At 37.5% G+C, this 24,811-nt stretch carries 20 protein-coding genes and 1 tRNA gene; 10 read left to right on the top strand and 11 right to left on the bottom strand.

Translation table 11 applies throughout. From position 1 onward, the window contains the following. The first annotated feature begins 28 nt into the window (after nucleotides 1-28). Genes SJY45_RS18925 through SJY45_RS18915 form a run of 3 tightly spaced genes read left to right on the top strand, consistent with a single transcriptional unit; the run spans nucleotide 29 to nucleotide 5,867 of the window. The gene (locus SJY45_RS18925; RefSeq protein WP_400072732.1) at nucleotides 29-3,115 is read left to right on the top strand and encodes a hypothetical protein; all 3,087 of its coding nucleotides are present in this window, start codon (nucleotides 29-31) and stop codon (nucleotides 3,113-3,115) included. Continuing rightward, nucleotides 3,112-4,344, top strand: a complete 1,233-nt coding sequence (locus tag SJY45_RS18920) for a hypothetical protein (RefSeq protein ID WP_400072731.1) — start codon at nucleotides 3,112-3,114, stop codon at nucleotides 4,342-4,344. The genes SJY45_RS18925 and SJY45_RS18920 overlap by 4 nt, the downstream gene beginning before the upstream one ends. Further along, nucleotides 4,341-5,867 carry a cellulase family glycosylhydrolase gene (locus SJY45_RS18915; protein ID WP_400072729.1) on the top strand — a complete coding sequence of 509 codons (1,527 nt, stop codon included), beginning with the start codon at nucleotides 4,341-4,343 and terminating at the stop codon, nucleotides 5,865-5,867. Before SJY45_RS18920 ends, SJY45_RS18915 begins: the two co-directional genes overlap by 4 nt. Nucleotides 5,868-5,932: 65 nt before the next feature. Here the strand turns inward: SJY45_RS18915 and SJY45_RS18910 are convergent, their stop codons facing one another. Beyond that, nucleotides 5,933-6,235 carry an STAS domain-containing protein gene (locus tag SJY45_RS18910; RefSeq protein WP_215441834.1) on the bottom strand — a complete coding sequence of 101 codons (303 nt, stop codon included), beginning with the start codon at nucleotides 6,233-6,235 and terminating at the stop codon, nucleotides 5,933-5,935. A gap of 218 nt (nucleotides 6,236-6,453) precedes the next feature. Here SJY45_RS18910 and SJY45_RS18905 point away from each other — a divergent pair, with 218 nt between their 5' ends. After that, complete coding sequence (locus tag SJY45_RS18905) at nucleotides 6,454-8,514, top strand: tetratricopeptide repeat protein (protein WP_400072727.1); 2,061 nt, start codon at nucleotides 6,454-6,456, stop codon at nucleotides 8,512-8,514. 437 nt (nucleotides 8,515-8,951) lie between these two features. On the opposite strand, the gene SJY45_RS18900 is transcribed toward SJY45_RS18905, so the two are convergent. The 7 genes from SJY45_RS18900 to SJY45_RS18870 all read right to left on the bottom strand — a co-directional run bounded on the left by SJY45_RS18900 (nucleotide 8,952) and on the right by SJY45_RS18870 (nucleotide 15,192). Beyond that, entirely contained in the window at nucleotides 8,952-9,668 is a 717-nt protein-coding gene (locus SJY45_RS18900; RefSeq protein ID WP_215441832.1) for a LytTR family DNA-binding domain-containing protein, read from the bottom strand. Nucleotides 9,669-9,672: 4 nt separating this feature from the next. Next, the gene (locus SJY45_RS18895) at nucleotides 9,673-9,990 is read right to left on the bottom strand and encodes an Hpt domain-containing protein (RefSeq protein ID WP_215441831.1); all 318 of its coding nucleotides are present in this window, start codon (nucleotides 9,988-9,990) and stop codon (nucleotides 9,673-9,675) included. A 4-nt stretch (nucleotides 9,991-9,994) separates the two neighbouring features. Further along, a complete protein-coding gene (locus SJY45_RS18890) occupies nucleotides 9,995-11,053 on the bottom strand; it encodes an ATP-binding protein (RefSeq protein WP_400072725.1) in 1,059 nt (352 codons plus the stop codon). Then, nucleotides 11,053-12,186 carry an FIST signal transduction protein gene (locus SJY45_RS18885; protein ID WP_400072723.1) on the bottom strand — a complete coding sequence of 378 codons (1,134 nt, stop codon included), beginning with the start codon at nucleotides 12,184-12,186 and terminating at the stop codon, nucleotides 11,053-11,055. Before SJY45_RS18885 ends, SJY45_RS18890 begins: the two co-directional genes overlap by 1 nt. A 2-nt stretch (nucleotides 12,187-12,188) precedes the next feature. Then, nucleotides 12,189-14,180 (bottom strand): PAS domain S-box protein, encoded by a 1,992-nt coding sequence (locus tag SJY45_RS18880; RefSeq protein WP_400072722.1) that lies wholly within the window; start codon nucleotides 14,178-14,180, stop codon nucleotides 12,189-12,191. Next, the gene (locus SJY45_RS18875) at nucleotides 14,173-14,715 is read right to left on the bottom strand and encodes a heme NO-binding domain-containing protein (protein WP_215441827.1); all 543 of its coding nucleotides are present in this window, start codon (nucleotides 14,713-14,715) and stop codon (nucleotides 14,173-14,175) included. Before SJY45_RS18875 ends, SJY45_RS18880 begins: the two co-directional genes overlap by 8 nt. 75 nt (nucleotides 14,716-14,790) lie before the next feature. Then, a complete protein-coding gene (locus tag SJY45_RS18870; protein WP_215441826.1) occupies nucleotides 14,791-15,192 on the bottom strand; it encodes a response regulator in 402 nt (133 codons plus the stop codon). A gap of 285 nt (nucleotides 15,193-15,477) precedes the next feature. On the opposite strand from SJY45_RS18870, the gene SJY45_RS18865 reads away from it, so the two are divergent. From SJY45_RS18865 to SJY45_RS18840, 6 genes are all read left to right on the top strand, one after another. After that, nucleotides 15,478-17,187 (top strand): hypothetical protein, encoded by a 1,710-nt coding sequence (locus SJY45_RS18865; RefSeq protein ID WP_215912726.1) that lies wholly within the window; start codon nucleotides 15,478-15,480, stop codon nucleotides 17,185-17,187. Between the two features lie 80 nt (nucleotides 17,188-17,267). Further along, nucleotides 17,268-17,351 (top strand) — tRNA-Leu (locus SJY45_RS18860). Nucleotides 17,352-17,504: 153 nt separating this feature from the next. Continuing rightward, entirely contained in the window at nucleotides 17,505-18,401 is an 897-nt protein-coding gene (locus SJY45_RS18855) for a MerR family transcriptional regulator (protein WP_400072719.1), read from the top strand. Between the two features lie 18 nt (nucleotides 18,402-18,419). After that, entirely contained in the window at nucleotides 18,420-19,877 is a 1,458-nt protein-coding gene (locus SJY45_RS18850) for a phytoene desaturase family protein (protein ID WP_400072717.1), read from the top strand. A gap of 11 nt (nucleotides 19,878-19,888) precedes the next feature. After that, on the top strand, nucleotides 19,889-20,728 hold the full coding sequence (locus SJY45_RS18845; protein ID WP_400072715.1) for a phytoene/squalene synthase family protein: 840 nt from the start codon (nucleotides 19,889-19,891) through the stop codon (nucleotides 20,726-20,728). Continuing rightward, nucleotides 20,729-21,184, top strand: coding sequence for a sterol desaturase family protein (locus SJY45_RS18840; protein ID WP_215912724.1), 456 nt, complete (start codon nucleotides 20,729-20,731; stop codon nucleotides 21,182-21,184). Nucleotides 21,185-21,188: 4 nt separating this feature from the next. Here SJY45_RS18840 and SJY45_RS18835 read toward each other — a convergent pair whose 3' ends face one another. The 3 genes from SJY45_RS18835 to SJY45_RS18825 all read right to left on the bottom strand — a co-directional run bounded on the left by SJY45_RS18835 (nucleotide 21,189) and on the right by SJY45_RS18825 (nucleotide 24,651). Next, nucleotides 21,189-21,653, bottom strand: a complete 465-nt coding sequence (locus SJY45_RS18835) for a TlpA disulfide reductase family protein (protein WP_215912723.1) — start codon at nucleotides 21,651-21,653, stop codon at nucleotides 21,189-21,191. Between the two features lie 89 nt (nucleotides 21,654-21,742). Continuing rightward, complete coding sequence (locus tag SJY45_RS18830) at nucleotides 21,743-22,300, bottom strand: redoxin domain-containing protein (RefSeq protein WP_400072713.1); 558 nt, start codon at nucleotides 22,298-22,300, stop codon at nucleotides 21,743-21,745. Nucleotides 22,301-22,377: 77 nt separating this feature from the next. Continuing rightward, on the bottom strand, nucleotides 22,378-24,651 hold the full coding sequence (locus SJY45_RS18825; RefSeq protein ID WP_215912721.1) for an aconitate hydratase: 2,274 nt from the start codon (nucleotides 24,649-24,651) through the stop codon (nucleotides 22,378-22,380). Nucleotides 24,652-24,811 lie beyond the last annotated feature (160 nt).

Genomic DNA, 24,811 nt, shown 5'->3' with positions numbered 1-24,811 from the left:
TGTTATATTTTCTGACAATTATTCAGGAATGCAACGCACCAATGTTTTATTAATCTTAGCACTGGTCATAGGTATCGCTTTTCACGGGTCTAGTATCTTCTTTACCCTTGAGACTACCTATGACGCTTTGATACATCTATTTTTTGCGGACCATTACGCCAATAGTTGGTTTGAACCTTGGGATTACCGTTGGTATACAGGTTTTACAGTACAGGCCTATCCTCCACTCGTACATCAGTCTATTGGAATCTTATCTTATATTGGCGGACTCAAATTTGGAATGTTCAGCGTAGCATTGGTTGGCATTATCCTTTTTATTACCGGCGCCTATAGGTTTGGGCTTCTCATGACCGGAGACAGAAAAATTGCCGGGTACACAGCGCTTCTAGCCGTATTTTCTTCTACGTTTGTGGAAACCCTTCATACTTTTGGTCAGTTGCCCAGTATCGTTGGTTTATCGGTACTTCTGCACTCCTTGCCAGAGATATATCTATGGGTAAAAACCGGAAAATCCAGATACATAGCCACCAGTCTGTCGTTAATTGCGGTAACCGTAACTTCTCATCATGTTACCCCAATATTCGGCATGGTTTTTTTCATATTCCCACTTCTGGGGATGGCTGTAATGGATTCTGCCAGAGATCAGGTAAATAGTTTTAAGGAAGTTCGTTTTTGGGTCTTTTTCAAGCAATTTAAAAAGTGCTTTTGGAGAATAGTTATTTTTGGATTTTCCTCTTTAGTACTTATCGTTACTTGTATCCTGCCCTACTGGATAAATTCAAAGAAAAACCCGATTACTCAAGTACCTATACCACATGGATCTCGCGATAATTTTCTTGAGGTTACTTCATCCGGACTCGTGTTTTTCGTTATCCCTTGGGGGATTTTAACCTTTATCCTCCCTTTTCTATTCTATAGGTATTATAGTAGGCGATACATCTTTTTTGGTTTATCTTTTTCCGCACTTACGCTCTTGGGAACTGGAGGTACAACACCTCTTCCACTAATACTGTTGGGTGAAACTGCTTTTAATATTTTGACGTTGGATCGCTTTACACTCTGGGCTACCATAATGGCATTGCCCCTTTTTGGGGAGTTTGCCTACCGTATGGTTGAAGGAGACCTAAAAGACCGAATTCAAGAAAATTGGGGACGCGTATATCACCGTATTCTTGGTGGCGTCATTATGGGCGGTATCTTGTTCATGGTTATTTTCACTATGAGCTTGGGTTATTTTAGACCATCGCAACCCCAGAAAATAAAGATGCAGCCTATTGTTAATTTCCTGAGTCAGGATTCACATGACCATTGGCGCTATCTACCCTTAGGATTCGGTGATCAAATGGCGTGGTTATCGGCGCAGACCAGAGCTATGACCGTAGACGGAAATTACCATTCTGCACGGCGTTTACCCGAGTTGACCACAAGAGCTATTGAACGTCTTGAAAATTCAAAATTTAGGGGTGTAGAAGGTATTGGTTCATTACAGCAATTTTTGACCGTACCCGAAAAATACAACCTGAAATACATATTTTCCAACGATAAATTCTATGATCCCATTCTCTATTTCTGTGGATGGCAACGACTGCAACAGTTGGAGAACGGTATTATGGTCTGGGAAAAGCTGAACGTCCCGCCCTTTCCTACCATTATGCCCAAGGAAGATGTGCACGTGGCGTTAAAGGTTATGTGGGGCATCATTCCTATTTTAACCGTACTGATTGCATTTGTAATCAATATTCAATGGATATGGATCAGAGCGTTAAAGGCAAAAGCTTTACCGCAAGGAGAATTTATGAAGTATGCCATTGAGCACAAAAATTTTCCTAAGAAACTAGTGGTTATAAATCATATTTGGGCCTTTATACTATTGATTGTGCTTGGGTACGGTATTTACCTATTCTATATCAAAAATGTAGACCAAATAGCTCCTACCAATGTAGTGGAAGCCTATTATGATGCTTTGGATTTTAAAGAGTTTAACAAAGCACATTCATTTCTGAATCCCGATAGCGGAAAAACCATTGCGCAGTACATGCTAGAGGTTTCCGTCACAGATGGTATTCTTAGCTCTTATGCCAAACTGGATTCATTGGGTATTGAATTTTTACAGGAAAACGATACCAGTGCACGAGTAAAAGCGGCCACACGATGGATTACCCCTTTGGAAAGTATAAACAAAGATTATTACCACAGTCTTATAAAAAAGAAGGGTAAGTGGTATATAGAACCCTCTTCGTTGGATAATGATTTGCCTCCGGACCAATTGTTTACTTCTATCAACACTACCTTCTTTAATCATGGTAGGAGAAAAATAACTACCCAGCAAACGCATCATGAAGATGTATTGAAACAACCGGTTCTTGAGGTGCTCAAAGCCAAACTAGTGCAGTACCAAGGGAGTTATAGCATTATAGGCGAATTGCAAAATGTAGACCATGTACCTGCAGATGTGGTTATAAAAGGAACTTTATACAATGACCTGAACAAAGAATTGGCTACGTACAACGCCAAGGACGTAGCCAAACATAAGTTAATGCCTAAAGAAACTACTACGTTCAGGATAGATTTTGAGGGTATCGCATGGTCTTCTACAAAGGATACTTTGCCCCCTACATTCAATCCTGACCAGTTTACCCCTATGACGTTTGAAGAGCAACCAACTAAATTCAATTTACAATGTGCAGGTAATGTTGCCAATACAGACCTATACAAACAGGTAAGCCTACAGGAGTTGGTTTTTGAAGGCGATAAAATAAGTGGGACGCTATTTAATTCGGGAATACAGGAAGTGACCATCCCTCAACTTTTAATTTCCTATTATGGTGAAAACAAAGACCTTTTGTGGGTGGAACACGAGTTTTTGACCGATGGAGTACGTATTCAAAGAAAGCGCTATTTTGAGTATGAACCCGCTTGTTTAACGGATATAAAACTTATAAACAGCAGCCTAGAGAATTGTTTCGTAAACGGAAGTCCCAACTCGGAAATCAGTAAAAAACTTTTTCCCGATAGAGATACATCGCATGCGGAAGACCAACTCCAACCATACTCTGGAAATGGTTTTGACTATTTAAAATTTGAGTTGAACAGTTACATAGGTAATCCCAAATGAGAACGCATCTTCTACATATTGGTATTTTGGTTGTCATGCTATTTCTAGGGTGTTCAAAAGAACCGGAAGAAGTAAAAAAAGATGTAGATGCACATTTTCAACTGCTCACAAACAAAGAAAATTTTATCGCCGGAGAACCTTTTTCCCTAAAATTTAAAGCTTCGGAAAAAGTTAGTCCGCATTTGGTCTTTAGAAATGCTGTGGGCACTACCCTTCTAAACGCTTCGTATACTGATGGAACACTAGAATTTGAAGTTCCTAAAAATTTCTATGAAAAATCAGGTATTTGCTATTGGTCATTAATTTCCAATTCCCAAGAGAAAATGAGCGGGAAGTTAAACATTCAGGTGAACACCAAAAGAGGCACATTTTTAGAATCTTATCTAGGCCCAAGGAGCCTTACGGCAGGTCCTGAAGATTACTCCATGTTCGTTATGGTGGCCACAGATTTATATGACAATCCACTAAACGATAGTACCGCCATTTTAAGTAAAGTCCAGTTTCAAAACAGTCAATCAGAAAAAGTCTTACGTTCTAAAAACCTCATGGCATGGACCAAGGTACGGTCACCAGAGCAATCCGGTCGTATGCTCATTTCCGCAGCATGTAATGAAACGGACTCCAAAGAATTTACAACCATTATCTATCCTGCAAATCCGGTAAACTTTACTATTTTCTATGAGCGAAACCATGAATATGCAGATGGTAACCAAGTCATTACTTTCAGAACCGATATTATCAGGGACACCTTTGGTAATGTTGCCAGTGAAGGTACTTTGGTTTCCTTTATCATTACGGACGATAAAGGAGCAAAACTTAAAGCTCAGGGTACGACCCTGAACGGAAAGGCGGAAGCAAGATTGTTGCATCCTGAACATAAAGCTACTTGGTCCGTTGAAGCTTTTGTTACCGGTGCAGCAAGGAGCAAACCCGTAACAATTGCCTTTAAGGCTTCGGTGACCGATTACGACATCCGCTTCTTGGACAATTACAGAACCCTGATTATCGGGCCGCTAAAAAGTTTCATGAATCAATTGGTACCGGATGGAATGCCAATGTCCTTAACGGTCAAAAATTCGGATGGAAAAGTATTGGATGTACTAAGGACCACATCAATACAGGGTGAAGGAAAATTTGAGCTGTCACCGGATTTCTTTCCTCCGGGAAATTATGAGTTACAGATAAAAACGGCCGGAATTACAAAAACAAAATCAGTAGAACTAAAATGAAAATAAACAGAACTTTATATCGCATTTTTCTGCTGGTAACGTTTTTAGCCCTTAACGGTTTAATTCTTTTCGGCATCAGTAGCGCGTGGACGTATTTGAATACGGGTGCGGACCGTACCTCTATGCTTCATTTGCATGAGGATATTTCCGCTAGTTATTTGCCCAAAGTGCAGTGGGAAGTTGCCATGAACGAAGGCAGGCCCATGGAAGAACAGACACTAGGGGAAATTGAGAGAGATTACATGAGTGCTTGGCAAGTACGCAACGCAGCATATGCTAACAATGTGCCTTATGGTATAGCCGATTATTATACAGATAGTATGCGTACCGAGCTATTTAAAATTACGGACCTCAACCTTAAAAACAAGGTTACCTTAAAGACCACTACGCTAGAACATCACCCTAAACTGGAATTTTATAGTACAGACGGGAAGCTTGTAGTTTTCACGGATAAAAACGTTGAAGCCTATGAAGAAGTGTATCAAAACGAAAGCTTGGTTACCAAACGAAAACTATTATCGGATTACAAAGTAATGCTCTTGTTGGAAGACGGTTTCTGGAGAATACGGCAGTTGGTGGAAACCTCTTTACCAGAAGAGCCCAAAGCCGTAGAATCTCAGGTTCAGAATCTAGACAACTTCCATTTTAAGGGTATTAATTATTATCCACAGGATACTCCATGGGATATGTTCGGTAAAAAATTCAACGACTCTATTATCGAGCATGATTTTAAACTCATGGCCAAAATGGGTGTAAACAGCTTACGAATCTTTATTCCTTACGAATCCTTCGGCAAAGAATATGTAGACCAAGAAAAAATAGAAAAGGTAAAACTAACCTTAGATATAGCAGAGAAAAATGGATTGGACATTATGCCTACACTTTTTGATTTCTATGGGAATTACAGTATTCATGATTGGACAATGACCAACCGGCATGTAGAGCAAGTTGTAGATGCTTTAAAAGACCATAGAGCAATAATTGCCTGGGACGTTAAAAACGAACCCGATCTGGATTTTGAATCTAGAGGGAAAGAACAGGTATTGGCATGGTTGGAACAGACTGTGGAACGTATTCGCAAAATAGACCCAAAACATGCTATAACCATAGGATGGTCCAGTCCAGAAGCGGCAACAAACTTAAAGGATAAGCTAGATATTGTCTCTTTTCACTATTACCGTGAAGCTCCAGAATTTGAAAAAGCCTTTACGACCTTAAAAAATAAAATAGCCGATAAGCCCTTGCTATTGCAAGAATATGGATATTCTTCCTACGACGGAATATGGAACGCTTATACTGGATCGGACGAAAAGCAAAAAGAATATATGGAGACGATTCAAAACGTGGTAGAAAAAGAGAACCTGTCCCATATGATATGGACACTCTATGATTTCAGAAATATTCCCACTTCGGTTGTTGGCAGGTTACCGTGGCGAAAAGTCCGCCAGCGTCATTTTGGCCTATTAGACGATAATGGTGAGAAAAAGCCCGTTTACCATATTTTCATAAACAACCAACCGTAAAAGAGTCGATTTTATGAAGTCAAACCACGACTTTTTCAATCAAACAAAATTTACATATAAGAAAACTAGGCTTGATTAGCCCCAAGAATGTAAGTGGAATTTATCTTTTGTAAAGATGAAAGCACATTTTCATTGGTCTTTCCTAAAATTGTGATTTGCCTATTCTTATTTATGGCATAATCATAAAACTGCCTCAATGCGTTTGCTCCGTTCGCATCCATCCCTTTTAAACGTTCCAAGTTGAGCACTATCTGCTTATCCGACCCCAAATATCTACCAATGTGACGAATAAGAATAGTTGCATTAGTACTGTTCAAGTTTCCATGAATGCAGAATATTCCACGTGCTTCTGTAATTTGTAATGGCATATCTTAAAGTTTTGTAGGTTAATTTTCGCTCGTAGTACAATACATAACATAATAGGTATTAATAGACCTAAAAGCATTATTAATGGACTTTAAATAACTGTAAATGAGAAACTTTTATTGTATCCAACCCTGAAAAAGGTTTTCTCAACATTTATCCACTGAACACCAATAAATCAGTTTTAAGGGCGTTATATCTTTGTGGTAAAAACCCTACTTTAATGTTTAAATTTAAATTATTCTGCTTCTTCCTGTTATTATCGCTCTATGGAATAGCACAAAGTCCGCTTCAACCCGGATTTACCCTGTTGGAAAAAGGGGATTTTGAGCAAGCGGAAACTTTTTTTAAAGACTACCTTAAAGATGACCCAACGAATAAAACTGCTCTATTGTGTTATGGGCGTGCAGTTGGTCTAAGTGGAGAACCTGAGAAATCTACAGGAATGTTCGCCAATCTTTTAGAAGATTATCCAGGAGATTTTGAAATACAGATAAACTATAACGAATCTTTCCTTTGGGCTAAAAAATTTAAAGAAGCAGAACCTTTGTATGCCCAACTCGTAAAAGAGTACCCTGAAAACTTTGGCGCTGTCTTAGGCTATGCTAATACACTGAGTAACCTCCAAAAATATGAAAAAGCTTTACAATGGGTAGAAAAGGCTTTAGAAATACAACCAGATAACCCAAGTGCTAAAACTTCAAGAAAGTATATGAGGTTAGGCTACGCCAATGCTTATGTGAATAAACAGAATTACAAAAAGGGAGAAACGCTTTTAAAAGAAATTTTTGTGGATTTCCCCGAGGATAAAGATGCGTTACTTAACCTTGCCAACCTTTATTTAATTACAAAAAGTACCGAAAAGGCAAAATTAACTTACAGGCGTTTAGCTAATTCTCAAAAAGATTCCATTACCGCACTAAACGGAATTGCCCTTGCCGAACATATAGCAGAAGATGACAAACAAGCTTTAACTGTAGCAACGACCGCCAAACAAAAAGTTGAGTTAGTTGATGATGAAAAGTTAAAGGAGCAAACGTATGACCGTTATGTTCAAGCCTTGATATGGAACCAAAAATATGTAAAGGCAAAAGCAGAAATAGAAGGATTAGAAACCAAATACAAGAACCGTAATTGGATTTATGCTTTAAAAGCTATGCACGGTCTTTATACGGGCTCACCAAAAAAGAGTGTCGCCAATTACGATGCTATTTTAAAAAATGACAGTGCATCTTTTGATGGAAATCTAGGTAAAGCCAATGCACTTTTTGCTGCTGATCGTATAATTCCAGCTTACAAAGCTGCATTTGGAACTTTAAAGGTTTTCAAAGACCAAAAAGACGCTTTAGGATTTATAGATAAGTTGAACATATCCTTTACCCCTACTCTAGAAGAACACCTTGCCTATACTTTTGATAATGGTAAAAATGTTGCTTTTTCAACCAATACCACCGCAACAGTACCGTTATCTACAAAATTAAGTACCAACTTATCCTATAACTTTAGAACAACCTCCAATTCCATTACAGATAATAAGGCGAGCTCCCATGTGCTTTCCGCAGGGTTGGATTACAAGTTGTTTCCTAAAACATTATTTAAAGGGGTATTAGGTTTGAATAAATCCAGTTTTGGTTCTGAGTCCTATTCCCAACCCGTAATAGATGCTAAACTATTATTGCAGCCTTTTAAACTGCAAAACCTGGAATTAGGTTATAAACGAGAAATTCAAAGCTTTAATGCAGACCTAATTGAACGGGAAATTGTCATGAACCATTTTGGGTTGAACTATAACCTAGGTACTAATTTTAATTTGGGTTGGTACACGCAGGCCATACACACTACCCAAAGTGACAATAATACCCGTAACCTTTTATTTACTTCATTATATTATAACGTGATGAAGAAACCGGCCTTGAAAGTTGGGCTTAATTATCAGTACCTCTCATTTGCGGAACAAGTACCTACTATATATTTTAGTCCAGAAAAATACCAAGCTGTAGAGGTTTTTGGTGACCTTAGAGGAGATTTTTCTAAGAACACCCAATATATGATGAGTGCTGCTACAGGTTTGCAACAAGTGGAAGAAGACCCCAATACGGTAATTTTTAGGGCTGAAGCTGGTATAACCCATAAATTTTCCAAACGCTTTACCGGCAACATTTACGGGAAGTATAGCAATATTGCTTCGGCCACGGCAGCTGGTTTTGAGTTTACGGAAATTGGGTTAAAATTAAAGTGGCTAATGACCAAAAAACCTTTGTTCTATAAGAAAATCGCAAAATAGTATTTGCAAAAAAAATCGGTCTAACCAAAAAAGACAACCTGTCAACTAAGCAAGATTGTCTTGAGACAAAATGTATTCTCACGAACCCAAATTAAAATGAGAATATTTTCTAGGAACTCTAGCTCCTAATTATAGATTTTTAATCTTACGTGAAGATTTAGAATTGAAAAGTGTAATCCTTAGAACCAACCGGTTCTAAGTTTTAATAGTTCCATAGGCTAACAATAGCCAGAACAATTCCTATAATAACAGAAGCAAGTACACCTATCAAACGTATAGCGGCTCCTTTTGAGCTTAAAATGTATAAAAGATTTGCTTTCATGTGTAGATGGCTTAAATATTCATTACAAATTTACACCTCATGTTCAAAAATAGGAAAGCACTTACGATGAATTGCTTTAACCTATAGGTGAACGGTGTAAAACTGTAGAAATAATCTAAACCAAATTTAATCGTCTCATGAGTTCCGGACGATTTGATCGACTAATGGGAATTACCATTTTTTTAATGAGGACACTGTTGTCTTCAATATCAATTATTTTCGTAAAGTTAATTATGTAGGACCTGTGTATTTGTAGAAATGTTTTCTCAGGTAATTTATCCTTTATTTTTTTAAGCGTAGTATGTACGCGATAGTCTTTTGCCTCTGTGTTAATATCAATATAATCGCCTTGGGCCTTAACGACCAAAATTTCATCAAACTTAAGCTTTATAAGCCTTTTATCTATATTAATATATAAATCTTGAGCGGTATCTGAACTACTTTTGGCCTTAATATCCGTAACAGGAGTTTCTTTTTTGGCGAGTGCATTTTTTATTTTCTGAATAGACTTATTGAACCGGTCCGCCGTTAGGGGCTTGACCATATAATCTACAATAGATTCATATTCATAAGCAGCTATGGCAAATTCCGTATCTGATGTGGTCAATACTACTTTAGGACAATTTTTTAAGGTCTGAACAAAATCTACACCACTAAAACCGGGCATGTGTATATCCAAAAAAACCACATCTACATCTTGCTGATTTAAGAATTTAATAGCATCTATGGCATTATCAAACTCACCAACGACATTTAAATCTGCCACGGTAGAGCAATGCTTTTCCACTATGGCGCGTGCCGTTGCTTCGTCGTCTACGATAATACAGGTCATACTATTAAATGGTTTTTAGAAAATCTTCTATTTTGTTTAAAATTACTAAAAAATCCGAATCCATATCAGCTGTTCCGGCTCTTAACTGTTCTTCAAATGTAACCGCAAACCTATACGCGTCTTCCATGCTCAAAATATTGAACTTATGTTTCAGTTTATGCACAACATCAGCGGCCAAAGCTAGTTCTTTGTTGACTATGTGTTCTTGATACGATGCCTTCTCCGAAGGAAATTCGTCCTTTAAGATAGAAATAAATTTCTCTTCAAACTCAATATCATCTCCCGATAACTCCTTTATATATTTAAGGTTGGGCTGTTCCATAGTATTATTTTTTAATCGTAAACGAAAAATTGGCTCCCTTATTCTCTTCTGATTCCAATTCTATGGAACCGTTGTACAACTTTACTATTTTCTTGGCCAATGCCAGGCCTACACCTGCGGCACTGTCATTGTTTTCAAGTTTTTTAAACATTTCAAAAATAGAGGATTGGTGCTTTTGGGGTATTCCTTTTCCATTGTCTTTTACCGAGAATTTCCAAAACTGATCTTCATCTTCAAAACTTATGGTAATCAAGCCCTTTTCCAGATGTTTTGTAGCTGTGATTGCATTTGTTATCAAATAAGCAAAAATCTGCTCTATCAAATGTTTTTCAATATGAATTACAGGAAAACCAGCCCCATAAACCATAGATACATTTTCCGGCAAGGGCACATAACTTTCTATTTCTTTTAAAAGAATATTTACATCAACATTCATCTTGGATTCCATATTGATGCCTATTGTGGCATGTTCCAGAATACCATTGATTAAATTGTCCATTTTAATCAAATTACTTGATGCCAACTCTATATTTTCCTTACTGTCATGGGTAAGGGTATTTTCATTATCGTCCTTAATCCAACTCAACAGGGCGTTTACATTGCGAATAGGCGACTTTAAATCGTGCGATACCATTTGCACGTAATTATTAAGAGATTCGTTCCTAGTCTCTAAATCTTGTAAAAGCAGTTTTTTTTCTTCTGAAATTTTGGTTACCTCCTCGGCCAAATGGCTAATGTGTTTGGCCAGTTTTTCTACATCAAACTGTTGATTGGAATTATTCTGAAATTGCTCGCCCGCATCTAAATTTGAACTTAAGCTGTTCATTGCCAATTCCAATGACGCTAATATTTTTTTCTGTCTCTCCGCTTCTTTTCTTAACTCCTTATTGGCTTCGAACAATTCTTCTGAGCTTATGGCGGTAGCCCTTTGTATCATACTTAGCTTTTCATCATAATTTTCATATGACCTTTCTACGGCAGCAAAAAACTCCTGCATCTCCTCATTTTCAATAAGGTGGGCCGGTAGGTTTTTCTTAAGCTGTCTTTTAAGTAGAGCGTGCATTATTCGCTAAATAAGGTTAATGTCATAGTTTGGTTATGTAACTTACAGGCATCTTGGCCAGCAAATGGCGCCATTTCTCCATAAGAATAGAATCCGGTAACCGCTGCATTATCACCAATGACGGATATTACTTCCTCTACCTCTTCTTCCGTTCTCTGATCCATTACCAATTTTCTTCCTACGCAACTTATTAAGATAGCCAGTTCCGGTTCATTTTTTCTGTCTTTCATAGCAAATTGAGCGGCCGTATTTGCCCCATCTGCTATATCATCTACAGTAGACATCATTAATTGCACACGGGCTCCCTCAGGCACGTCTCCTGCCAAGGTCATAGTGTTTGCCGTATTATCAATGGTAAGAATGGTACGAACCAAAGGTTCCTCATCTTCGTTGATGCGTACATTAAGCGGATATAGCAAAGCCGATGTTGGCAATTCTTTGGCTTTATCCCCCAGATATTTTTTATAGAGATCTAATGCCGGCTGACCATCTAGTTCATAAAGTATGTTGTTCTTAGATTTTGTAATAATCCGTTCGGGACCAAAAGGGGTCCACCCGCCAAAATTGGCGCTTGTAATTTCTAGGGACTCCCCATAAAACCCGATAGCTATAATTTCGCCTTCCTTTGGGCTTTCATTGTAGGAAGCAAGAGTTCTTTCAAAACGGTCATCATCTCCGCACAAACCTCCCGAAAGCCCAATATTATCTATCCTAACACCCTCAAAACCTTGGATTAAAGCACTTCCGTTAACAGAACTTCCTTCGGATACCAAGAATATATGTTTTAAACCTTCCTTAGGAAATTCCTCAAGAAGAGTTTCGCCTAATTTAAAATCATCTTCAATTTCCAATATGTTCTTTCTTTTTATGGAATATGAGCATTTTTCAAATTCAATAGCGGTCAAGGAGACTGTATTTTCCCTTACGGAATCGCCTATGATTTCACCAGCCGTGCTACCAAACACAATATGTCCGTCCGGAAATATACTTCTTACTTCATCATAAAGCTTGGCATCTTCCAACGCGTATCTATTTCCAAAGACCAAAACAAGAGGTTCCTTTAAAGTAGATTCTACTTTTGATACAATTTTGAACGGTTGCCCCGGTTCCTTTACGGCCTGTTTGATCTTCATTTTTAGCTATTAAGGTTAGTTGGTTCTTTTTTTATGGTAAAGTGAAACTCCGTACCCATGTCCTTTTCACTCTCTACCCATACTTCGCCTTCATAGCGGTCAATTATTTTTTTAACAATAGAAAGCCCTATTCCTGTTGATCTTTCATTTGCTCCGATAGACTGAAAAATTTCGAATATTTTTTTATGGTATTCCTTTGGAATCCCTACACCATTATCTTTTATAGAGAACTGCCAGTGCGTAGTATTTTCTACGTATAACACCTCTACCAACCCTACTTCCTTTTCTATGTGAACCACTGCATTAGAAAGTATATTCTGGAACAGCTGATGCATCTTTGTACTATCCGCAACAATTGTTGGTAAGACCTTGGGCACCACAAGGGATACATGCTCTGGAATAAAGATGCTCTCTTTGATATTTTCTACTACTTCATTTAAATCAACACTGGAATTGTCCAGTTCCGAATTATTTGCGGTAGAATACTCCAAGATACCTTGAATTAACTTATCCATAGAGGCAACTTTCTCTTGCATTAAGGTTAAGTTCTGCTGGCCTGCTTCGTCCAGTACATCTTTGTAATCATCCTGAATCCATGTTGCCAATGCACTTATACTCCGTAAAGGGGATTTTAAGTCATGGGAAACAATATGTGCATATTCCTGAAGACCTTGGTTGCTTTGTTCCAATTCCTTTACCAATTGTTCCTTTTGAAGTTCCAGTAACTTTTGCTTAGTGACATCTAAATGTATTCCTACAGAACCAATTAGTTTTTTATTATTATCATAACGTGGAGCTCCACTAACTAACCAATGTTTCTTTTTTCCACTTTTATCAATAACCTCCAGCTCATACGAATCGGATTCACCCCGCATTCGTTTTTCATCTTCGTGCTCTAAAACATTCTTATTCTGTACCCTTAGCATCTCGGTTCCCTTTTTACCTAAAAGTTCTTCTTCTCTAAAACCGCTCATGTTACAGAAGCTCTGGTTTACCAGTTGTATTACATCATCTGTATCTACCTCTACCAGACCAAGATTCATGTTTGCAATGATGTTTGCATATTTTTCCCGTTCGTATCTCAGTCTTTCCTCGGCCTCACGCTCTCTTGTAATATCTTCTATCATGGCCAACAGGTACTTTAACTTACCGTCTCCGCCTCTAACAGCACTTACGGATGTCTTTGCAACCAAACAGCCTCCTCCTTTTTTGAAGTATCTTTTTATTACAACTGCCTTATCGGTTTTTCCTTCCTGCATTTGCTGTACAACATCTTCTGATCCAGAACTTTCCTCCTCCTTGGAAAAGTCATCCAACTTCATGGTTTTGAGTTCACTTTCCGAATAGCCCAGAAGTTCCGTGAAGGTAGTATTTGCTTTTATGATTTCACCTCCAACGCTTAGAACAATGCCTAAAGGCGAGTTTTCCACAATGACATCCAGTTGCTTGCGTTGTTGTGCCAACAACTCCTTGATTTCCATTTCTTGGGTAATATCTCTAATGATACCTTGAGCCCCTATGGGTTCTTGTTTGGTATTATAAATAAGACTACTATTAATCTCTATCCATTTCTCATCACCGTTCTTAACATTAATTTTTGCCCGGTAATTTTTAAGTGTCCCTACTTCTAAAAGGTATTTGAAAGATTCAGCAGTATATTGAAGGTATTTTTTATGTACAAGGCCCGTTAAGTTAACGTCTTCCTTGGTATTGTCATACCCTAGAAAATCTTTGGCCGAAGTATTCATCTTTATAACGTTGGCTTGCAGATCCATGACTACATAAGGATCTATAATGTTAACGAAGACACCATCTAACTCCGAAACCTTTTCTGTAAGCAAATTTTCTAGCTTGCCATTGGCCTCTTTTAAGCGCTGTGCCGTTTCATAGAGCTCTGTAGATTTTTGCTCTAAGATTTTTTCAGCTTGTTGACGCGCTTTTTTCTGACGTTCTAAGGCTTTTTTAAGAAGTTCAATCTCTTTAGTGCTATCCATTTTGAACAATATCAAATTTAACCTCGGTTCCATCTTCCTTCAAGAGGTCATAGGTAATTGTTGCCGTACCACCAAAATGTTCAAAAGCTTTTTCTATAAGACCATGTGCTAAGCGATACAACCCCCTAGAAGAAGAATATACCATAGAAATTGTGGTGTCCGTTTTATCCAAAATTTTAAAAGAAGGTAGTTCCGCATCAGGATACAACTTCTTGACATGCACATGAATATGGTCTTCAATACAATAAAGTAGACCTAGTGGAGTATTGTAATTTTTAATAACCTCAGGATGCGAGTTGGCCAGACCTGCAAAAAGGTATAGACCAAACGCATATATAAGATCACCAACCGGAATTTTAGTTTCTTCACTAAGGTTGGTTATGAGCGTAACCATCTCATTAAATTCGTACGTACCTACAGATGTATAGACACCTTCTGAGGCCAACTGACCATTTTCTATAATATTATCTAGAGTCTCAAGACCGAACTTAGACTCGACCATTTCCAAAAATTCCGTAAAAACTATACCTTTCATATACTTCTATTTATCAATAAAAGTAGGAAAAGTAGTATGTACTAACGAATTTTTGTTGTGAAAGTCAATATATTGTTAGCCTTTCACTAATTGGTTGATGTTCCAATAGTCAAGAACTTTATGTAGTTTGGATTCGTACTCTTCGTATTTCAAAGGCTTAATAACGTAGCCCGCCACTCCAATTTTATAACACTCCAATAAATCTGCTCTATTTTCGGAAGTTGTAAGAATAACTGTAGGAAGGTATTTTAAAACATCATCTGCCCTTAGAATACTTAAAAACTCAATACCGTTCATTCTAGGCATATTTAAATCAAGTAGAATAATATCCGGTAATCTGTTCCCTGATTTTAAGATTTTTAAAGCATCTTCACCGTTCTTCGTTTCAATGATATTATGCTTGAGTTCTAGTTTCTTTACAGTTCGCTGTAATTTCATTACTTCAATAGCATCGTCTTCAATCAATAAAATATCCATAGCCTCATTATTAATGTGAACTACAAAACTCTTAAATAAATACTGTAATTTTTATTAGGTGTAGACGAATAGCCTACAACTGTAGACGAATGGAAAATTATATTGGTTAAAACTATTTAAGGATAACTCAAATCAGAAAGTAAATTTTAACAAAAATATAGTTTTAGTATTCAATATCAGACAAATACGTTATTTTAGACAACTCCCCCTTAATTTCTTTAGACTATATGAGTTGGCTCATTGTCTACTCAAACACTCTTTTTCAATAAAATTCCTTAACAAATTATGGCCAAAGCGATAACCGTCTGTTTTAAAAACCCTGTTAAAAAGGATATTTCAACCCTTGCCAAAAAAATTGCAAAGCGTATAGAACCGAATAATGTACATGCCGAACAACCATATATTTCAAAAAATGAAAATACCATCAGCCTAATATACAATCCAGCATTGACTATACTAAAAGATGGTGTAAATTATTGCCTAGGCACATGTGAACATGATGATTCACTATTCAAATATAACGCTCCTTTACCAAACGGTAGCTATGCTTTATTCCGTGTAGAAAAGGAAAGAGTCGAAATAGCATCAGATTATGCAGCTTCAAGAACTTTATGGTATTACCATGATAATGAAATTTTTATGGCGTCTACCTCACAACGATTAATTGTATCATTTTTGGGAGATTTTAAATTGAACAGCAAAGCATGTAGCTGGTTTCTATGCACTGGAACCTTAGGACCCGGCCTTTCTTGGGACGAAAGAATAAAAATAGTGCCGCCTAGAACCCGCTTAAAATTAAACCGCAGTAATTGGAAGGTTGAAATAGACCATAACCAAAACTTCAATTTTGATAGGACCGAAAATGAAGAAAAAACGGAATTATCACATGAAGCCCAATTGAAAAATGCTGTAGAAGAAACAATTAAAGGTCTAAAATTAGACACTTCTAAATGGACATTAGCTCTTTCGGGCGGAATGGACAGCAGAAGTCTTCTATACCATCTAAAAGGCAAAAATCTTAATGCCGTAACATGGGGATTAGACAAAGCCTTAGACTTACCTACCAGCGACGCATCCATCGCAAAGAATCTAGCACAAAATTGCAATATGGAACATTCTTATGCAAAAATGGATTTTAACCCTAACAGCTTTCCTATTCTCCTCGAAAGATTTTTAGCTGCTGGTGAGGGGCGGCTAGACCATCTTGCTGCATATTTAGATGGTTTAGAGTTATGGGGACAACTATCTGCTTCTGGAAGAGGAGTAATTAGAGGGTATGATGCCTTTGGTAGAAAGCCGCCCGTCACTAATTCCTATCAAGTCAGGCGCACATGCAATCTTATGACAAGTTTTGACTATACATCCTCGGATATTCCGGAAGATTTTATCGTTAATTATGAAGATATTCCAGAACATTTGCATCAGAAGGAAAACGAATCCTTAGGAGATTGGAGAGACAGGTTATGGTTGCAACATAGAACCCCAATTACAACGGCTGCTCTTGAAGATATAAAACTTGCTTATGTTGAAGTTATCAACCCTTTACTCAGTCAAAAGATTGTTTCATCAATTCAACAGGTGCCAATTGAACTAAGAACAAATAAAAAGATATGGAGGTCAATTGTTTCTGAAATGTTTCCCGAAATTCCTTTTGCAAAAAGAGAAGCCGTTCAAGAGGTTGGGCAAATTCTAAATCTTCCTGAAGTACAGTCTTATATTTGTGAATCATTGGAACAGAAAAAAGAGCTAGGAATTTTTCCTGAAGCCTTTATTGAAAAATTAGTAAAGAATTATAATAAGGATCAGAGAACACAGTCTGCAAGAAGAAAAATGAGAAGGCTCATTATTGCTTATTTACCTAAATCAATAGAAAATAAAATTCGTTCAAAACTAAAAGCAGGCCCTTTAAGCAATCAATGGCTAGCTTTACGAACCCTTATGATACTTAAAACTAACGAAATGTTTACTTCTGATGCTCAGGTCAAGCAATTATAAAACATCCCACTATCTTTACTTTTATTAAAATTTAATTAGAAAGTTATTCTATCTTTGCAAAGTTTTTGACAAACCCTCATGCGCACGTGGCGGAATTGGTAGACGCGCCAGCTTGAGGGGCTGGTGGCCACTAGGTCGTGGAAGTTCGAGTCTTCTCGTGCGCACATTAAACCATCAATGAGATTCATTGATGGTTTTTTTCTATCTATATTTCTTATCTTCTCCTTATCTAATCAATTTTTTCCGCAAAAGAGCACACTTCAAGTGAGCATCTTGGGAAAAAAAACGTAATTTCGTTTAACATTTTTACAAAAAGAATGAACACTTTAAAAAAAACCTTCACAATACGGGATCTTGAGAACCTCTCTGGAATAAAAGCTCATACTATTAGAATATGGGAAAAAAGATACAACTTGCTTTCTCCGGAGCGAACAGATACCAACATTAGAAGGTATAGCCTAGAAAGCCTGCAAAAACTCCTAAACATTACTCTACTTTATAATTATGGTCATAAAATATCAAAAATTGCCAAATTAGATGAGAGAAAGATTCCAAAATTGGTTACGGAGTTAACCTCTAAAAATGATAAGAGTAATGTTATTAATGAGTTTAAACTTGCTATGATCAATTTTGATCAACAGCTCTTTAACCAAACCTATAGAACTCTTCTTTTTGAAAAATCGTTTTCTGAAGTGTTTAAAGAAGTTTTTATACCACTCCTGAACGAATTGGGTCTTTTATGGCAAACAGATACCATTTGTCCTGCTCACGAGCATTTTGTATCTAACCTTATTAAACAAAAAATTCTTATTAACAGCCAAGAACTTCAAGAAAGGGACGCTACCAACAATAGCACAACTTTTGTAGCCTATTTACCGGAAAATGAAATTCATGAATTAGGATTGCTCTATCTTAACTATGAATTTGCCCTGCACGGGTACAAATCTGTCTACCTGGGTCAAACCGTTCCCTTAGAGAACCTAGAAGAAATAATGAAGACCTTTTCAAACACAACATTTGTGTCTTATTTTACAGTTTCACCTACCAAGGACAAAATAAACGACTATGTTTATCAATTTGACAAACTCGCATCAAACTATTCAAATAAAAAGCTCTGGTTACTAGGTCACCAAACCCAGCATATAGATTCAAAAAGTTTACCCGGTACCGTAGAGATTTTTAATTCAATGGATAAAATTATTGGACAGCTTTAAAATGAATCTACTCTAATAATGAAAAAAAAGATTGCCATAATCGGTTCAGGTTTCTCTTCACTATCGGCCTCATGCTACTTGGCAAAAGCAGGTCATGAGGTAACTATTTACGAGAAAAACAAAACCGTAGGTGGCAGGGCCAGACAACTGGTCAGAGACGGATTCACTTTTGATATGGGGCCCAGTTGGTACTGGATGCCGGACATTTTTGACTCGTTCTTCAATGACTTTGGAAAGAAAACAGCAGATTTTTATCAGCTAGATAAATTAAATCCTGCTTATAAAATATTTTTTACGGACGATAATATCACCGTTGGTGATTGCATGGATGATATTTGCAAAGAATTTGAACGTATTGAACCTGGAAGTGCTAATCACCTAAAGGATTTCATTGCAAAGGCAGAGAAGAACTATGATATAGCCATAAATAAAGTTGTGTTACGGCCAGGTCTATCACCTCTAGAGCTCATTACCCCTGAGACGGCCTTAAGAGTAGACCAGTTTTTTAAAACGATTAGCGGAGAAGTTCGTAAAAAATTTAAGAACCCTAAATTGGTTTCTACATTAGAGTTTCCAGTGCTTTTTCTAGGGGCTAAACCCAATCGTACACCTTCTTTCTACAACTTTATGAACTATGCCGATTTTGGTTTAGGAACGTGGCATCCAAAAGGTGGAATGTACCAGGTGGTTAAAGCCATGAATGACCTAGCGGAAGAATTGGGCGTAGAAATATGTACTGATGCAGCAGCAGAAAAAATAAAGGTGGTTAATAGTATTGCCGTTGGAGCCACAATTAACGGAAAAGATATTTCTGCCGATGTAATTTTAAGCGGAGCCGACTATCATCATTCCGAAACTTTGTTAGACCCCGAACACAGGCAATATTCAGAAGCCTACTGGAACAAGAAAACTTTTGCTCCATCTTCATTATTGTTCTACATAGGTTTCAACAAGAAGCTAGAAAACATAAACCACCACAATCTATTCTTTGATACCGATTTTGAACGTCATGCACAGGAAATTTACGATAACCCAAGTTGGCCCAAAGCCCCTTTGTTCTATGCAAATTTCCCATCGGTAACAGACTTGAGCATGGCTCCTAAAAATTGCGAAACAGGATTTTTCCTTATACCAATTGCCCCTAATTTAACTGACACACCTAAATTACGTGAGCAATATTTTGATATCATTTTAGATAGATTTGAAAAACGAACAGACCAAAGCGTAAAAAATAATATTATCTTTAAAGAGTCTTTTTGTGTAAATGACTTTGTTGAGCAATATAATTCCTATAAGGGAAATGCTTACGGCATGGCCAATACTCTCAGTCAAACAGCTTTTCTGAGACCTAGTCTAAAAAGTAAAAAAGTAAAAAACCTATATTTTACCGGCCAGTTGACCGTTCCAGGTCCTGGCGTTCCTCCGGCTTTAATATCGGGCAAACTCGTATCCGAATTAATCAATAAGAACGTCTAAAAGCCAATACTATGAAAGCCCTATTTGATAAAGTTTCTTACCAGTGTAGTCAGATTGTGACAGAGTCCTACAGCACCTCGTTCACATTGGCTACCAAAATGTTATCCCCTACCATTAGAGCGGATATTTATAACATATATGGCTTTGTGCGTTTTGCGGACGAAATTGTTGATACGTTTGATCAATACAACAAGGAAAAACTTTTTAATCAGTTTGAAGCAAGCCTAAAGGATGCTTTGGAACAAAAAATAAGCCTTAATCCTATTCTCAACTCATTTCAGCATACCTATCACAAATATGACTTGCCTTACGAACTGGTTGCAGCATTTATGAAGAGTATGCGAATGGATCTCTACAAGAATGTCTATAGGACAGATGAGGAGTACAAAGCGTATATTTATGGCTCTGCAGATGTAGTGGGACTCATGTGTTTAAAGGTCTTTGTAAAAGGCGATATGGAGAAATACAACAATCTAAAGGAGACAGCTATGGCATTAGGTTCCGCTTTTCAAAAGGTGAACTTTCTCAGAGATTTAAAAAGCGATTTTGAAGATTTAAACCGAAGCTATTTTCCAAATACGGATTTAGCTATGTTGGACGAAAAATCAAAAACAAGAATCGTAAATGAAATTAAAGCAGATTTTGAACTGGCCTACTCAGGTATTCTTCAGTTACCTAATGAAGCCAAATTTGGCGTCTACACAGCCTATAAGTATTATTATAGATTACTGAAAAAACTACAGCGTACACCCTCTTTGGAGATTAGAAAAGTGCGTATTCGTGTTCCCAACTACGAGAAGTTTGGTGTATTGGCCAAATCGTACGTGAATTATAAATTGAACTTGGTTTAAATGAAAGTGATTATTTGGATACTCCTATTTGTTGGCACATTTTCCTTTATGGAATTTATGGCATGGTTTACCCATAAATATATTATGCATGGCTTTCTTTGGAATTTACACCGCGATCATCATAAAAAAGACCACGATTCATGGTTTGAAAGAAATGATGCTTTTTTTGTTTTTTACGCCATCGTAAGCATCGTACTCTTTTACTTAGGTGCAGAGACATCTTTTTGGTACGGTTGGCCCTTAGGCTTTGGTATATTGGTTTATGGCATAGCTTATTTTCTAGTCCACGACATTTTTATTCACCAACGGTTTAAACTATTTAGAAATGCGAACCACTGGTATGCCAAGGGTGTACGCAGAGCTCACAAAATGCATCATAAACACTTAGGTAAAAAAGATGGGGAATGTTTTGGTATGCTAATCGTTCCCTTTAAGTATTTCAAGAACAGGTCATAATCTGCTACTCCATTAAAAGTTGATCAAGAAACTGTCTAATTTCTTCGCTATTCCAATTAACTGTACCGTTTTCCGCTCTAACCACTTTACCCTGCTTATTTATAATATAGGTTGTTGGTAAGGTCGCAGATTTAAATATTTGAGGTATCTGACCTTCAGCCAAATAGAAAGGCAGTTGATAAGATTTCTTGGAAACAAATGTATTGACCCTCTTAGACTCTTCTTTACTAACGAGCAAAAAGTCTACCTTATCTTGGTAATCTTCATATAAAGCTTGAATACTGGGCAATTCTTCTAAACATGGCTTACACCATGTGGCCCAAAGATTAATGAAAACGATTTTCCCTTTAGTGTTTTGGAAAAGGTATGCCTTTCCATCCAAGTCTTTTACTTCCCAACTATATGTACTTTCAGGAATCGTCTTTTCGGCTTTCAGTTTTACTGAACTATATGAAACAATTCTTCCCACATAAGCTCTAAGTTTAGGCCCTATAGGCGTAAATAGGACACAAATAATTATAAGGAGTAGCCCAAGAAATATATATTTGAACGATATCTTCAAGATTTATCCGTTATTGAATCTAATAGTTGGGTTACTGTAGCGCTATCCCAATCATGAGTTTCCTGAGAGTTAACTATAATTTCTCCATTATCATCAATGATATAGGTCCCTTGTATCTTTGGTATCTCAAAAGGAGCCCCCTCTCCCACAATTCTGTAGGTTACAGGAAATGTATATTTATTCTTAGCCATGAACTCTTCTACCGGCTCACGTTCTTCATTTGTAACGATATAAAAATCAACTCCATCCGAGTAAGCATCATATAATGTTTGAATACCGTTTAGTTCTGCTGCACTTGGCGTATTCCAGGAAGCCCAGAAATGAATAAATAAAACCTTTCCTTTGGATTCATTCAGGTTAAAGAAATCCCAGTTGGCATCCTTAAGTTTCCAATCGTACCCATCTATTTTTTTCCTATCATCTACAGCTATAATTTCGGGGGGAGAAGCAAACAAGCGCATAAGCCAAACCTTTCCCCAATATCCCACAGGTGTAACAAAGAAAGAAAGCACAAAGGCCATGATAATGAGTGTAAAGAAAGTTTTTCTTTTCATAAAAAATGTTGGATAGTTATAAAACTAAAAAACTCCCGTTAATTAACGGGAGTTTTAATATACTATTTCAATAGGAATTAGGCTGCATTTTCCTTTTTGATAACGTTCAATGCAGAACCTTCTCTGTACCAATCTATTTGAGGTTGATTGTACGTATGGTTCAATTTGATTACATCTTTGCTACCATCTGCATGTACCAACTCTAAAGTTAATTGCTTGTCCGGTGCAAACTCGGCAATATCTATAAAGTTGAATGTATCATCTTCCTGTACTAAATCGTAATCTGCCTCGTTGGCAAAAGTCAATCCTAACATACCTTGTTTTTTAAGGTTTGTTTCGTGGATACGCGCAAAAGATTTTACGATTACAGCTGCAACACCTAAATGTCTTGGCTCCATAGCCGCATGCTCACGAGAAGAACCTTCACCGTAGTTGTGATCACCCACCACTACCGATCTTACTCCTGCCGCTTTATAAGCTCGTGCTGTATCAGGAACACCACCGTATTCTCCTGTTAACTGGTTTTTAACCATATTTGTTTTATGGCCAAATGCATTTACAGCACCAATTAAACAGTTATTGGAAATATTATCTAAATGTCCACGGAAACGTAACCATGGTCCTGCCATAGAAATATGATCCGTTGTACACTTTCCGAATGCTTTGATCAAAAGCTTAGCACCCATAAGGCTTTCGTCTTTAATTGGTGTAAAAGGTTCTAATAACTGTAATCTTTCAGAATCCGGAGCAACAATAACCTCTACACCGGAACCATCTTCGTCTGGCGCTAAGAATCCTGCATCCTCAACAGCAAATCCTTTTGGTGGCAACTCCCATCCTGTTGGCTCGTCAAATTTAACTTCCTCACCATTTTCATTGATCAAAGTATCCGTGATAGGGTTAAAATCCAAACGACCGGAAATAGCTATTGCAGCCGTAATTTCAGGTGATGCAACAAAGGCATGCGTATTTGGATTACCATCTGCACGCTTAGCAAAGTTTCGGTTAAACGAATGAACTATACTGTTTTTAGGTGCATTTTTTGGATCGTTATATCTTGCCCATTGACCGATACATGGTCCACAAGCATTTGTAAAGATTTTAGCATCCAATTTTTCAAAAACCTGTAAGATACCGTCTCTATCAGCAGTATAACGAACTTGCTCAGAACCAGGGTTAATACCTAATTCCGACTTCATTTTTATTCCTTTATCCAAGGCTTGCTGCGCAATTGAAGAAGCTCTTGATAAATCTTCATAGGAAGAGTTGGTACATGAACCGATTAATCCCCACTCTACTTGAAGTGGCCAATCGTTTTCAGTTGCTTTTTTAGTCATATCGGTTCCCACTCCCGTAGATAAATCCGGAGTAAAAGGTCCGTTCAACAATGGTGTTAATTCCGATAAGTTAATTTCTATAACCTCATCAAAATATTGTTCCGGATTTGCATAAACCTCTGCATCGGCAGTTAAATGTTCCTTAACCGCATTTGCTGCATCGGCAACATCCGCTCTATCAGTAGCGCGTAAATAACGCTCCATAGACTCATCATATCCAAATGTAGAAGTTGTAGCCCCTATTTCAGCACCCATGTTACAGATAGTACCTTTACCAGTACAAGAAAGGTTCTTGGCTCCTTCTCCAAAGTATTCTACAATAGCACCGGTACCTCCTTTAACGGTAAGTATTTCGGCTACTTTTAAGATAACATCCTTTGGAGCTGTCCAGCCAGAAATGTTACCTGTTAATTTTACTCCGATCAATTTTGGAAACTTAAGTTCCCAGGCCATACCTGCCATTACATCAACAGCATCTGCACCACCAACACCAATAGCTACCATACCTAGACCACCTGCGTTAACCGTATGCGAATCCGTACCAATCATCATTCCACCTGGAAATGCGTAGTTTTCCAAAACAACTTGGTGAATAATACCTGCACCTGGTTTCCAGAAACCGATTCCATATTTATTGGAAACAGACTCCAAGAAATCAAATACCTCGGCACTGGTTGTATTTGCAGATTTTAAATCTGCCGTAGCACCGTTTTTAGCCTGTATAAGGTGATCACAGTGTACTGTAGTTGGTACTGCTACCTTTGGCTTTCCGGCCTGCATAAATTGCAAAAGGGCCATCTGCGCAGTAGCATCTTGACAAGCGATACGATCTGGAGCAAAATCCACATAGTCTTTTCCCCTTGTAAATGCTTTGCTAGGGTTACCGTCCCATAAATGGGAATATAAAATCTTCTCTGAAAGGGTAAGCGGTTTGCCGACAATTTCACGCGCTTTTTCAACACGTTCGGCCATATTGGCGTACACCCCTTTGATCATATCAATATCAAATGCCATTATCTAATTTGTTTAAGTTATTGTAATCCCGTAAAATTAAGAAAATAAGAAGCGTAAATAAAACTTTTGCCTTAGGATTCACACCTTTTTTAGAAATTGATCAGTAGATTGCCTTTCGGTTACACTAACGAAGGCATTAAAGGCAGAAAACCTGCAAATT

The organism is Zobellia russellii, from assembly GCF_044597075.1.
GTDB lineage: Bacteria > Bacteroidota > Bacteroidia > Flavobacteriales > Flavobacteriaceae > Zobellia > Zobellia russellii.
The sequence above is the reverse complement of the archived record's forward strand: the minus strand, read 5'-3'. Positions and strand labels throughout refer to the sequence as shown.